Below are 12,739 nucleotides of genomic sequence, written 5' to 3'. Positions count from 1 at the left end.
TTAGGTGCCATGACTGACGCTCCCCTCGCCGCGCCTCCCGTCAAGGCCAGCCCTTTCCACAATCTGGAAGTCCTGTGGGTCCGCCACTGGACCGACCAGTTGTTCAGCTTCGGCCTGAGACGGCCGGAGGATTTCCGCTTCCGTTCGGGCGAGTTCGTCATGATCGGCCTGCCGGGCGAAGCCCACGAAGGACCGGGGGCAAAGCCTGTCCTGCGCGCCTACTCCATCGCCAGCCCCTTCTGGGCCGAAGAACTGGAGTTCTTCTCGATCAAGGTCGCCGACGGCCCCCTGACCTCGCGCCTGCAGAAGATCCAGCCGGGCGATAGCGTGCTGATGGGCAAGAAGCCGACCGGCACCCTGGTGCTGGACGCCCTGACCGGCGGGGAACGCCTCTGGCTGATCGGCACGGGCACCGGCCTGGCGCCCTGGCTGTCGGTGGCGCGTGACCCGGACACCTATTCGCGCTTCAAGCAGGTCATCGTCTGCCACACGGTGCGCAATGTCGCCGACCTGGCCTACCGCGACTTCTTCACCCACGAGATTCACGAGGACCCGCTGATCGGCGACGAGGCCAAGGCCCAGCTGACCTATTATCCGACCGTGACCCGCGAACGGTTCGAGACCCACGGCCGGATCACCGACCGCATCAAATCGGGCGACGTCTTCGCCGACCTGCAACTGCCCATCGGCTTCTCGCCCAACAGCGACCGCGTCATGCTGTGCGGCTCGATGGCGATGATCAAGGAGACCGGCGAACTGCTGGAATCCTACGGCCTGAAAGAAGGCTCGAACGCCGAACCCGGCGACTATGTTCTGGAGCGCGCCTTTGTCGGCTGATCTGATGACTTCTCCCGCCGCCGTATCCATCGACGAGCGCAAGGCGCCCGAGGATTGCCAGACCATGGTCGACGTGCGTCAGGGCGTCGACGCCCTGGACCGGGCGCTGGTGGCCCTACTGGCCGAACGCCAGCGCTACATGGACGCCGCCGCCCGCATCAAGCCGAACCGCGACGCCGTCTTCGACCAGGCCCGCATCGACGACGTGGTGGCCAAGGTGCTGGTTGCCGCCAAGCCCGCCGGCCTGTCGCCCGACATCGCCGAGCCGGTCTGGCGCCTGCTGATCGACCGCTGCATCGCCCACGAGTTCGCCAAATACGACCAGACGCGGGGCTAGACCCGCCTTTCCTCCCCGCTCCGCGGGGAGGGGGACCGCGAAGCGGTGGAGGGGCCTCGCTTGCGTTAAAGCGGCCATCCGTCACGTCCGCTATCGCGCCCGCGCCACCTCCCCATGAAATGGGGAGGAGAAAGCGCCCTCACCCCTTCAGGCTTCTCAGCATCAGTTCGTGGCGATAGGCGGCGACGTCCGTCAGGGCCGCATCCAGAGCCGTCCTGACCCGTTCCAGACCCGCCGAGGCCGACGCCTGCTCCCCGTGCTCGACTTCGGCGCAGAGCGCCGCCAGATCGCGCGCGCCGATGCCGGCGCTCGCCCCGCGGATGGTGTGGACGGCGTCGCGCCAGCCCTCGGACGAGGCGTCCAGAAGGGAAGACCACAATGCAGCCTGCTGGGCGAACAGGCCCAGGACCTCTTCGGTGATGTCGTCCATGCCGCCGGTCATGGTCTCGAGGACGGTGAAATCCACCGCCCCCGTCAGATCACGCCGCGCCATCAGGCCTCCGGGCTCTTGGCCAGACGCGCGTTCTTCGACGACCACAGCAGGTAGATGGCCAGACCGAACAGGTTCCACAGCAGGAAATAGAGCTGGGTCGAGGTCTTCAGGCTGAAGAAGAAGATGATGCAGCCGACGATGGCGATGCCGCCCACCAGCCACCACAGGGGCGTCTTGAACGGACGCCGGCGGCCCGGCTCGCGCAGACGCAGGACAATCAGGCTGACCCCAACGGCGAAGAAGGCCATCAGGGTGCCGGCGTTGGCCAGCGACGCCAGTTCGTCCAGACGCATGATGCCCGCCAGGATAGCGACGACGATGGCGGTGAAGATGGTGACCACGGCAGGCACGCCGCGCGTCGAGATCTTCGCCAGCCGGTTAGGCAGCAGGCCGTCGCGGGCCATGCCCAGGAAGATGCGGCTCTGGCCGAACAGGAAGGCCAGCAGGACGGTCGGCAGGGCGACCACTGCGGCCGCCGCGATCCACTGGGCCGCCACGCCCTGGCCCAGGCCGCGCATGATCAGGGCCAGAGGTTCGGGGCTGTCGGAGAAGGAAGCCACCGGCGCCGCGCCGATGGCCGCCGCCGCGACGACGATATAGAGGATGGTGCAGATCACCATGGAGCCGATGATGCCGATAGCCAGGTCGCGCTCGGGCTTCTTGGTCTCTTCGGCCGCCGTGGCGATGGCGTCAAAGCCGTAGAAGGCGAAGAAGATGATGGCCGCCGCCGCCATCACCCCTGTCTGAACAAAGGGCGCGCCGAAACCGTGGGGCATGAAGGGCGTGAAGTTGGCGGCGTCAAAGCGCGGCAGGGCGATGGCCACAAAGGCGACTAGGGCCGAAATCTTGACCACCACCAGCACGACGTTCAGCGTCGCGCTCTCGCGCGTGCCCAGCAGCAGCAGGCCGGTCACCACGGCGATGATGAAGACCGCCGGCAGGTTGATCAGACCGCCCTGGACGTGCGGGCCGACCGTCAGGGCCAGCGGCAGGTCCAGACCCAGGCCGTGCAGGAAGGGAATGGCGTAACCGGACCAGCCCACGGCCACGGCCGAGACGACCAGCGAATATTCAAGGATCAGGCTCCACCCCACGACCCAGGCGAAGGCCTCGCCCAGCACGGCGTAGGAATAGGTGTAGGCACTACCCGAGGCGGGCATGACGGTCGACAGCTCCGCATAGGCCAGGGCCGCGCAGGCGCAGACCAGGCCGGCAAGGGCGAAGCTGATCAGAACCGCCGGCCCGGCCAGACCGGCGCCGACGCCGATCAGTGTCAGGATGCCGGTGCCGACGATGGCGCCGACGCCCAGCGCCATCAGGTGCGGCCAACTCAGCGTCTTCTTCAGCGCGGGGCCTGTGTGCGGGGCTAGCATCGCATCGATCGACCGCCGACGGTTCCAGAACGCCATATGTAGATTTCCCCAAGGCCGCGTCTGTCGGCGGCTGATTCCGACCGCGACCTTAGCGCGCGTCACAAACTTTATAAAATGCCGCGATCAGCCCTTGCGCCCCCCCGGCATCCTGAGTAATAGGACGGCCCTTCGGGCAACCCAACGGGTCGCAGCGAAGGACCGGCGCCACACCAAGGGCGCAGACGACGGTACGGGTGATTAGCTCAGTTGGTAGAGCAGCTGACTCTTAATCAGCGGGTCCACAGTTCGAACCTGTGATCACCCACCATCGTCTTCTCAAGCACATGACAGATACTCAGCCCTTCGGGGCCGATGATCGCGTGCGTGGTCAGGTGACCTGACGCTTCTCCAGTTTTCGAGCCAGGGTGCGGCGGTGCATGCCCAGGCGGCGGGCGGTCTCGGAGATGTTGAAGTCGGTCTCGGCCAGCACCTCGTGAATCCGCTCCCACTCCAGCGTCTTGATCGAGGTCGGGCGGGCGCTCAGGGCCGCGTCGGGATCGCCGTCCTGCCGGGCGAAGGCGGCCTCGATCTCGTCCGTGCCGGCGGGCTTGGCCAGATAGTGCCGAGCGCCCAGCTTGATGGCCTCGACCGCCGTGGCGATGCTGGCGAAACCGGTCAGGACGACGATGTTCAGTTCGGGGTCGAAGGCGTGGAGCGTCTGCACGCAAGTCAGACCCGACGCAGCCCCCAGCTTCAGGTCCACCACGGCGTATTGCGGATGATGGATGGCCAGCAGATCGACCAGTTGTTCGTGGCTGCGCGCCGACACCACAGCATAGCCGCGCCGTTCGAACGACCGGCGCAGGGTCTTGGCGAAGGCCTCGTCGTCCTCGACGATCAGCAACTGTCGGAGCGCGCCGGTCATATCGGTCATTTTGGAGCCAAGGCCTCCAGAGGCAAGGTCAGGCGGACGCAGGCGCCGCCGCCGCGTCGGTTGGTCGCGACGACCGTTCCGCCCATCTTGCGCAGCACATTGACCAGCAGGAAGAGGCCCAGCCCCGCCCCTGCCCGGCCCTTGGTGGACTGATAGGGCTGGCCGACGCGCTCAAGGATGTCCGGCGCGAACCCCGGGCCGTCGTCGTTGAACTCGACCGACAGCAGGTCGTCGGTCAGCGTCGCCGCGATGACCATGCGCTCGGCCCCTGCCTCATGGGCGTTGTCCAGCAGGGCGCTGAAGACCTGCTTCAGGGCGGGATCGGCGATGATGCGCGGATCGCGCGGCGACGGGCCGGTCAGCGACACAGCCATGGCCTCGCCCGACTTGTCGCGCCAGTCGGCAACGATCTCGGACAGGAAGCCGCCCAGTGTGGTGATGGTCGGCGCCTCGCCCCTCGCCTCGCCCGCCGACATCAGGATGCCGGTGACGATGGTCTTGCAGCGTTCGACTTCGGCCTGCATCTCGATGATGTCGGCGGCCAGATCGGCGTCTCGGGTCAGGTCCGGCATCCGCTTCCAGTCGCTGAGGATGACCGACAGCGAGGCCAGCGGCGTGCCCAGTTCATGCGCGGCGCCCGAGGCCAGCAGGCCCATGCGGACGATGTGATCCTGTTCCGCCGCCTGCTGCCGGGCGTCGGCCAGATAGGCGTCGCGCGCCCGCACGTTCTGGGTCGTTCGCGTGACGAAGGCGACCAGCAGCACGGCGATCAGGATGAAGTTGACCAGGGCGCCGGCCTGGATCAGTCCCAACCGCGCGTCGGCGCCCGGCGGCAACAAGAGCGGCCGATGCCAGAGCGCCAGCAGACCCAGACAGGCGCTGGTCACCAGCACAAAACCCCAGGCGTAGGGCGGGCGCAGCAGCACCGCCGCCAGCACGATCTGCATCAGATAAAGGGCCGCGAACGGGTTGCTCGCCCCGCCGCTGAAGAAGAGCAGCCAGGTCAGGGCCGCTACATCGACGAACAGGGCCAGCAACAGTTCGGGATCGGTCACGCTCTGACGGCGCAGCGTGACCGGGGCGCTGGCCAGGTTCATCAGCGCCAGCGCGGTCGGGGCCAGCAGCAGCATCCCCAACGGCAGAGGGATCTTCAGCCCCCAGTGGACCACCGCGATGGTCACGACCTGACCGATCACCGCCAGCCAGCGCAACTGGATCAGCAGCAGCATGTTGCGCCGCCCGGCCGCGCCCGGCGACACCGCAGCTTCGGCCCGGTCGTCCAGACCCAACAGGCTGCGCGCGACGCGGATCACGCTCATCGCGCCGCCCTCCGTCGCTGTTCCTCGCGCCAGAACAGGACGAAGCCCGCCGCCGCCATCAGGGCCAGACCGAACCAGGTCAGGGCGTAGATCAGGTGGCTGTTGGCGAAGCGCACCACCGTCAGCCCGCCTCGCGGCCAGCCGCCCGGATTGGGCGTGGCGTCGGCGTCGATGAAGTAGGGTGTAACCGGCCCCGGCAACCCCTTCGCCTTGGCGATGCCCGCCACGTCGCGCGAGAACCAGCGGTCGCCCGCCGGATCGTTGGCGCGCAGGAAGCCGCCGTCCGGCTCGGTCAGGCGCAGCAGGCCGACGACCGTCGCCTCGCCCTCGACCTGACCGCCCGCGCGATTCGTCGGCGCTTGGCGTTCCGGCGGGACGAAGCCCCGGTTGATCAGGACGGTGAAGCCGCGATCCGTCTTCAGCGGAGTCACCACCCAATAGCCGGGGCCGATCTCGGTCACCGCCTTCACCAAAGCCTCGCGCTGATGATCGAAACGGCCGCTGACGACGACCCTGCGATACTGATCCGCCTGACGCGTGATGATCTGGTCCGGCAGCGGCGCAGCGACGGGCGCGGCGTGGATGCGGGCGTCGACCTGCCGGATCAGCTCCTGCTTCCAGGCCAGCCGCTGCACCTGCCAGACGCCCAGCGCCGAGAAGCCCGCGAACAGGACAGCGAACATCACCGCGCCGAGGATCAACGCGGTCATCGAACGCGGCGGCCGTGCAGGTCGCGACGACGGTTCTATGGCTTTGTCCCCCCTGCGGCTCGGCGCGGCTCAGCCCATGGTGCTCATGTCGTGATTGGGCATCATATTGGTGTTCAGGTGGTACATGACCCACACCGAACCGGCCACGGCGATCACCACGATGACGAGGGTGAAGATCAGCGCCAGCATGTTCCATCCGCCCTCGGACTTATGGTTCATGTGCAGGAAGAAGATCATGTGCACCACGATCTGGATCACGGCGAAGGCGGTGATGATCAGACCGGTCGCCATAGGCGCCAGCGCTCCGGTCATGACCAGCCAGAACGGGATCGCCGTCAGCACGACCGACAGCAGGAAACCGATCATGTAGGTCTTGAACGAGCCGTGATCGTGATCCTCGGTGTCGTGATGATCGACGACATGGTCGTTGTGAGCCTCGGCGGTCATCGCAGCATCCCGAACAGATAGACGAAGGTGAAGACGCCGATCCAGATGACGTCCAGGAAGTGCCAGAACAGGCTGAGGCACATCAGCCGGCGCCGGTTGGCCGGGATCAGCCCCTTGCGCGCCACCTGCATCATCAGCGTCACCAACCAGATGATGCCGAAGGTGACGTGCAGGCCGTGGGTGCCGACCAGAACGAAGAAGGCTGACAAGAAGCCGCTGCGCTGGGGCGTGGCGCCCAGATGGATCATGTGGGCGAACTCATAGAGCTCGATTCCCAGGAAGCAGAGGCCGAAGACACCCGTGATCGCCAGCCAGGTCTGCATCTGGGCCGTGCGGTTCTTCACCATGGCCAGCATGGCGAAGCCGTAGGTGATCGACGACAGCAGCAGCATCGACGTGTTCAGCGCCACCAGCGGCAGGTCGAACAGATCCTTGGGCGCGGGGCCGGCCGCATAGTTGGCGCCGATGACACCATAGACGGCGAACAGCATGGCGAAGATCAGGCTGTCGCTCATCAGGTACAGCCAGAAGCCCAGCATGGTGCTGTGGCCTTCCGCGAGGTGCGGGTCCTCGACCGGGTGGTGGTAGATCGGCCGCCCGGACGCGTCGATATAGTCAGGGTGCAGGGAAGCTACGTGGCTCATCGGATCACCCCCTGCGAAACCGCTGCGGCCGCCAGGGCCTCGTTGTGCGCGTCCTCGGTCGCCTGAACCATCTCGGCCGGGATGTAGTAGTCGCGCTTGTAGTTGAAGGTGTGGAAGATGGCGTAGGCGATGAGGGCGAAGAAGCCCAGCGCCGCCAACCACCACATGTGCCAGATCAGGGCGAAGCCCATGACGGTCGACAGGCCGGCCAGGATGACCCCCGCCCCCGTGTTCTTGGGCATGTGAATGGGTTTGAAGCCCTCGAGCGGGCGCTCATAGCCGCGCGCCTTCATGTCCCACCAAGCGTCGCTGTCGTGGATGATCGGCGTCCGGGCGAAGTTGTAGTCTGGCGGCGGCGAAGACGTCGACCACTCCAGGGTGCGGCCGTGCCAGGGGTCGCCCGTCTCGTCGCGCAGCTTGTCGCGATTGATGATGCTGACGGCGAACTGGATCAGCATGGCCAGGATGCCGACGGCGATGATGCCCACGCCGATCGCCGCGATGACGAACCAGATCTGGTAGGACGGATCATCGAAGACCCGCATTCGCCGCGTCACGCCCATGAAGCCCAGGACATAGAGCGGAGCGAAGGCGACCCAGAAGCCGATCACCCAGCACCAAAAGCTGACCAGGCCCCACTTCTTCTCCAGCCGGAAGCCGAAGGCCTTGGGCCACCAGAAGTTGATGGCGGCGAACAGGCCGAACAGCACGCCGCCGATGATCACGTTGTGGAAGTGGGCGATCAGGAACAGGCTGTTGTGCAGGACGAAGTCGGCCGGCGGCACCGCCAGCATCACCCCCGTCATGCCGCCGATCACGAAGGTCAGCATGAAGGCGACCGTCCACATCATCGGCAGCTCGAAGCGGATGCGGCCGCGGTACATGGTGAACAGCCAGTTGAACAGCTTGGCCCCCGTCGGGATCGAGATGATCATCGTCGTGATCCCGAAGAAGGAGTTCACGCTGGCGCCCGAGCCCATGGTGAAGAAGTGGTGCAGCCACACCAGGTAGGACAGGATGGTGATCATCACCGTCGCATAGACCATGGAGGTGTAGCCGAAGAGCTTCTTGCCCGAGAAGGTCGAGGTGACTTCCGAGAACACGCCGAACAGCGGCAAGATCAGGATGTAGACTTCCGGGTGGCCCCAGATCCAGATCAGGTTCACGTACATCATCGGATTGCCGCCGAAGTCGTTCGTGAAGAAGTTGGTGCCGAGATAACGGTCTGCAGTCAGCAGGGCCAGAACGGCCGTCAGCACCGGGAAGGACGCCACGATCAGGACGTTGGCGCACAGCGAGGTCCAGGTGAAGACGGGCATCTTCATCAGGCCCATGCCCGGCGCGCGCATCTTCACGATGGTCGCGATCAGGTTGATGCCGGACAGGGTGGTCCCTACCCCCGCGATCTGCAGCGCCCATATGTAATAGTCCACGCCGACGCTGGGACTGTATCCGATGCCCGACAGCGGCGGATAGGCCAGCCATCCGGTGCGTGCGAACTCGCCGATGAACAGCGAGGCCATGACCAGTACAGCGCCCGCCGTCGTCATCCAGAAGCTGAAATTGTTCAGGAAGGGGAAGGAGACGTCCCGCGCCCCGATCTGCAGCGGCACGATGTAGTTCATCAGGCCGGTGATCATCGGCATGGCCACAAAGAAGATCATGATCACGCCGTGGGCGGTGAAGATCTGATCATAGTGGTGGGCGTTCAGATAGCCCTCGGACCCGCCGAAAGCCATGGCCTGCTGGAGCCGCATCATGATGGCGTCGGCGAAGCCGCGCAGCAGCATCACCGTGCCCAGGATCATGTACATGATCCCGATCTTCTTATGGTCCACCGTCGTGAACCACTCGGTCCAGAGATAGCCCCACAGCTTGTAGCGGGTGATCATGCCCAGCATGGCCAGCCCGCCCAGCACGACGACAGCGAAGGTGGCGACCAGAATGGGTTCATGAAGCGGCAGGGCGTTCCAGTCCAGCCGGCCGAAGATCAGGGATGCGATATGGTCTATGGACATGTCGGTCGGGCGCTCAGGATTGCGACGCGGGCGTTGCGTCGGCGACGGTCGGCGCAGGGGTCAAGGAGGGACGGGCGGCTTCGGCGATTTCGGTCAGGGCGGACTGGCCGGGGCGCGGCAGGCCCGCGCCCAGCATCTGGGCGGCCGAGGTCGATCGGGTCATCTGCACAGCCAGTTCCTGACGGCGGCGGGCGGCGTCGACGGCGGCCTTCTCGGCCTCCAGCGGAGTGCAGATCGCCATGACGTAGGACTCGCCTGAGCCGAAGGCGGCGTCGCCGCGTCGGGCGTATTTATCGTAAGCCAGCGGTAGGGTGGCGTGGACGGCGGTCAGGCCGAGGCCGCCCTTTCTGTCGATGGCCATCATCTCGCCCATGCACATCTTGCCCGGCTCGACGCACATGTTCAGCACGGCGTCGAAGAGGCCCTGATCGACCGAACCGTAATGGAGGACGGGGACCTTCTCGCTGGGCTTTTCAAGCTCCAGATAGGTCTCGCGGTCCAACCCCTGGCCGGCGGCGCGCACGCCCGCGACCCACTGGTCGAAGCCGGCCTGATCCAGCCCGTGGAAGGCGAAGCGCATGTTGGAGAAGCCGTCGCCGGAATAGTTGGCCGAGAAGCCGACATAGTCGCCTGGGCGGTTGATGACGGCGTGCAGCTTCGTCTCCATCCCCGGCATGGCGTAGATCTGGCCGGCCAGGGCGGGAATGTAGAAGGAGTTCATCACCGCCGACGAAGTGATGTGGAAACGGATCGGCCGGTCCACCGGCGCGGCCATCTCATTGACCGTGGCGATGCCGTACTCCGGGTAGATGAACAGCCATTTCCAGTCGAGGGCGACGACGTTGACCTGCAGCGGCTCGACCTCGGCGACCACGGCCTGTCCCTTGTTCAGCCGGTCCAGCGGCCGATAGGGGTCCAGCAGGTGGGTGCCCGACCAGGTGACGGCGCCCAGGCAGATGATGATCAGCAGCGGCACGGCCCAGATCACCAACTCCAGATGGGTCGAGTGGTCCCAGTCCGGCTCGTAGCGAGTCTCCTTGTTGGAGACGCGATATTTCCAGGCGAAGAAGACGGTCAGCGCCATCACCGGAAGGATGATGATCAACATCAGCCCCACCGACACCAGCAGCAGATCGCGCTGCTGCGCGGCGATATCCCCGGCGGGCGAAAGCACCACGGCTTCACAGCCCGGCAACAGGGCCAATAGGGGCAACAGCAAGAGAGGTCGCAGGCGGCGCACGTCGGTTCCAGTCGAAGAAGATGGCTCTGGCACGGTCATCGTGCTTGGCCCGTAGCGCCGCAGGCCCAAACCCGACATTGGACAATCCGTCCTATCCCGTCCGCAGACGTTAGGGAGCAAATCACGGCTTTCGCCATTCTTACCGTGTGGGCGCGCGTGTCGCGCTCGGGTCCAGGGAACGTCATCGGTCATGAACGCCACCAGCGGCGCGCCTTCTTCAGAGTCCCTCGAGCGGGACGCCAGCCAGATCAACGCGCGAAACGGCAAAATCGACGCCGGAGAAATCGCTATCGGGGTGATCATCGGTCGCACCTCGGAATTCTTCGACTTCTTCGTCTATGCGATCGCCTCGGTCGTAGTGTTTCCGCAGTTGGTCTTCCCCTATGCGGGACCGCTGGGCGGAACGTTGCTGTCGTTCGCGGTGTTCGCCGTGGCCTTCATCGCCCGCCCCTTCGGCACGGCCCTGTTCATCGCCATCGACCGGCGCTTCGGACGCGGGACCAAGCTGACCATCGCCCTGGTCCTGATGGGCCTGTCCACGGTCTGCCTCGGCTTCCTGCCCAGCTATGCGCAGGTCGGCCACTGGGCGGCGGTCGTCCTGATCGTGCTGCGCATCGGCCAGGGCGTGGCCCTGGGCGGCGCCTGGGACGGCATGGCGTCGCTGCTCGCTGTCAGCGCCCCGGCAAACCGCCGCGGCTGGTACGCGATGGTGCCCCAACTCGGCGCGCCCTTCGGCCTGATCGTGGCCAGCGCCCTGTTCGTCTATTTCATCAGCAAGCTGTCGGCGGCCGATTTTCTGGACTGGGGCTGGCGCTATCCCTTCTTCGTCGCTTTCGCCATCAACGTCGTGGCCCTGTTCGCCCGCCTGCGCATCGTGGTCACGCCCGCCTTCCAGGCCGCCTTCGAGACTCTGGAGCTGCACCCCACCCCCGTGACCAAAGCCGTGCGCGAAGAAGGGTCCAGCATCGTCATCGGCGCCTTCGCTCCCCTGGCCAGCTTCGCCATGTTCCACATGGTGACCGTCTTCCCCCTGTCCTGGGTCTTCCTGTTCACGCGCGAGGCGCCCAACCGCTTCCTGATCATCGAACTGATCGGCGCCGTGTTCGGCCTGGCCGCCATCATGGCCTCGGGCTGGCTGGCCGACCGCTACGGCCGGCGCGCCGTGCTGGCCGTCACGGCGGCGGGCATTGCGGCCTTCAGCGGCTTCGCGCCGCAACTTCTGGACGGCGGCGCGGCGGGCGAACTGGCCTATATGATCCTCGGCTTCGTGCTTCTGGGCCTGTCGTTCGGCCAGGCCTCGGGCGCCGTCGCCTCCAGCTTCAGCCTGACCAACCGCTACACCGCCTCGGCCCTGACCTCGGACCTCGCCTGGCTGTTCGGCGCCGGCTTCGCCCCCCTGGCGGCGCTCGCCCTGTCGAGCAAGTTCGGACTGGTTGCGGGCGGCGGCTACCTGCTGTCGGGCGCGATCTGCACCCTGCTGGCGCTGTGGCTGAACCGCGAGCTCGCCCAGGGGCGAGCCGGCGCCAAGACCTGAGCGCCTGACCAGACAGGCCCTACCCCATCTTATCGGGGGCGCGATCCGGATCGCGCCCCCTTTTTCATGCGTTCTGGGCAACGCTGCGTCGCGAGGCGAAACGCGGAAGGAACCAGCGGCAAAGCTATGGAACTGACATAGGGGAACACAGGTACAAAACGCCGACGGAGATGGCCGACATTCAACATCGCGCAGATGAATATCTGACGGAAGCCTAGTGAAGCCGCTTTAAGCTTCGCGGCTCGAACTGGTCACTAGCGGCTGGAATAAGGCGACATTATTTTCGAGCCCGCGTCGATCAAGATGCGAGCGGATGATGCCGTTCATCATCCCTAACCGCTGAAAACCCTGTTTGCTCAGCTAAGGTAAAGCACGTCTCTACGCGTGATTTTTACTCAGACCGGCGATCTATCGGGACGAACCGCAAGGAGAAGATTTGTGAACGCATTTCAGACTGCCGCTTTGGCCATCGCGTCACTCGCCGCCAGCACAGCCTTGTCGAACCCGGTCTCCGCCGCCGACGCCAGTGTCGGCCTTAACCTTGTAGCGGTGATCCAGCCCTTCTGCCGCGTGCAGTCGGAAGTCGGCGACGCTGCGCTGTTCATGCAGGACGGCACCATCGAACTTGGACTGGTTCGCGAGGTCTGCAACACTCAAGGCTATCGCATGGACATACAATTGGTGAACGTCACGAGCGGCCTGCTGTCGCATGGAGCCGAACACGCGCCGGTGGACTCGTCAGGCCAATTGCAGTTGTTCTCGTCTGAAGCTCGTGTCCGCACATCGAACTGGCGCCTGACTAACGCTGCCCTGACCGACGCCCAGGTGCCTGTCTTCATGCGCGTCTCGATTTCGCCATTGTAAGACACTCTCG

At 65.6% G+C, this 12,739-nt stretch carries 13 protein-coding genes and 1 tRNA gene; 5 read left to right on the top strand and 9 right to left on the bottom strand.

Features of this window, described 5'->3' with window-relative positions; translation table 11 throughout:
- Positions 1-9: 9 nt before the first annotated feature.
- Entirely contained in the window at positions 10-837 is an 828-nt protein-coding gene (locus AB4Y68_RS10310) for a ferredoxin--NADP reductase (protein WP_441455521.1), read from the top strand.
- A gap of 4 nt (positions 838-841) precedes the next feature.
- Entirely contained in the window at positions 842-1,174 is a 333-nt protein-coding gene (locus AB4Y68_RS10305) for a chorismate mutase (protein WP_441455520.1), read from the top strand.
- Positions 1,175-1,313: 139 nt separating this feature from the next.
- Here the strand turns inward: AB4Y68_RS10305 and AB4Y68_RS10300 are convergent, their stop codons facing one another.
- Together AB4Y68_RS10300 and AB4Y68_RS10295 are read right to left on the bottom strand one after the other, a co-directional pair.
- Positions 1,314-1,667 carry an Hpt domain-containing protein gene (locus tag AB4Y68_RS10300; protein WP_441455519.1) on the bottom strand — a complete coding sequence of 118 codons (354 nt, stop codon included), beginning with the start codon at positions 1,665-1,667 and terminating at the stop codon, positions 1,314-1,316.
- Complete coding sequence (locus AB4Y68_RS10295) at positions 1,667-3,076, bottom strand: amino acid permease (protein WP_441455518.1); 1,410 nt, start codon at positions 3,074-3,076, stop codon at positions 1,667-1,669. The genes AB4Y68_RS10300 and AB4Y68_RS10295 overlap by 1 nt, the downstream gene beginning before the upstream one ends.
- Before the next feature lie 195 nt (positions 3,077-3,271).
- Here AB4Y68_RS10295 and AB4Y68_RS10290 point away from each other — a divergent pair.
- A tRNA-Lys gene (locus tag AB4Y68_RS10290) sits at positions 3,272-3,347 on the top strand.
- Positions 3,348-3,407: 60 nt separating this feature from the next.
- Here the strand turns inward: AB4Y68_RS10290 and AB4Y68_RS10285 are convergent.
- From AB4Y68_RS10285 to cyoA, 7 genes are all read right to left on the bottom strand, one after another.
- The gene (locus AB4Y68_RS10285) at positions 3,408-3,944 is read right to left on the bottom strand and encodes a response regulator transcription factor (protein ID WP_441455623.1); all 537 of its coding nucleotides are present in this window, start codon (positions 3,942-3,944) and stop codon (positions 3,408-3,410) included.
- A gap of 5 nt (positions 3,945-3,949) precedes the next feature.
- The gene (locus tag AB4Y68_RS10280; RefSeq protein WP_441455516.1) at positions 3,950-5,272 is read right to left on the bottom strand and encodes an ATP-binding protein; all 1,323 of its coding nucleotides are present in this window, start codon (positions 5,270-5,272) and stop codon (positions 3,950-3,952) included.
- Positions 5,269-5,982 (bottom strand): SURF1 family protein, encoded by a 714-nt coding sequence (locus AB4Y68_RS10275; protein WP_441455514.1) that lies wholly within the window; start codon positions 5,980-5,982, stop codon positions 5,269-5,271. Before AB4Y68_RS10275 ends, AB4Y68_RS10280 begins: the two co-directional genes overlap by 4 nt.
- Positions 5,983-6,051: 69 nt before the next feature.
- Positions 6,052-6,429: a cytochrome o ubiquinol oxidase subunit IV gene (cyoD, locus tag AB4Y68_RS10270; protein WP_441455513.1), complete on the bottom strand. Its 378-nt coding sequence runs from the start codon at positions 6,427-6,429 to the stop codon at positions 6,052-6,054.
- Positions 6,426-7,073 (bottom strand): cytochrome o ubiquinol oxidase subunit III, encoded by a 648-nt coding sequence (gene cyoC / locus AB4Y68_RS10265; protein WP_441455512.1) that lies wholly within the window; start codon positions 7,071-7,073, stop codon positions 6,426-6,428. The genes cyoD and cyoC overlap by 4 nt, the downstream gene beginning before the upstream one ends.
- A complete protein-coding gene (cyoB, locus tag AB4Y68_RS10260) occupies positions 7,070-9,091 on the bottom strand; it encodes a cytochrome o ubiquinol oxidase subunit I (protein ID WP_441455511.1) in 2,022 nt (673 codons plus the stop codon). The genes cyoC and cyoB overlap by 4 nt, the downstream gene beginning before the upstream one ends.
- A 13-nt stretch (positions 9,092-9,104) precedes the next feature.
- Positions 9,105-10,310 carry a ubiquinol oxidase subunit II gene (cyoA, locus tag AB4Y68_RS10255; RefSeq protein ID WP_441455510.1) on the bottom strand — a complete coding sequence of 402 codons (1,206 nt, stop codon included), beginning with the start codon at positions 10,308-10,310 and terminating at the stop codon, positions 9,105-9,107.
- Between the two features lie 211 nt (positions 10,311-10,521).
- Here cyoA and AB4Y68_RS10250 point away from each other — a divergent pair, with 211 nt between their 5' ends.
- A complete protein-coding gene (locus tag AB4Y68_RS10250) occupies positions 10,522-11,865 on the top strand; it encodes an MFS transporter (RefSeq protein WP_441455508.1) in 1,344 nt (447 codons plus the stop codon).
- 438 nt (positions 11,866-12,303) lie between these two features.
- On the top strand, positions 12,304-12,729 hold the full coding sequence (locus tag AB4Y68_RS10245) for a hypothetical protein (protein ID WP_441455506.1): 426 nt from the start codon (positions 12,304-12,306) through the stop codon (positions 12,727-12,729).
- Positions 12,730-12,739: the final 10 nt, after the last annotated feature.

Origin of the sequence: Brevundimonas sp. 2YAF1, from assembly GCF_052114745.1 — a bacterium.
Taxonomy (GTDB): domain Bacteria; phylum Pseudomonadota; class Alphaproteobacteria; order Caulobacterales; family Caulobacteraceae; genus Brevundimonas.
Note: the sequence above shows the minus strand (reverse complement) of the source record. Positions and strands in the feature narration are given on the sequence as shown.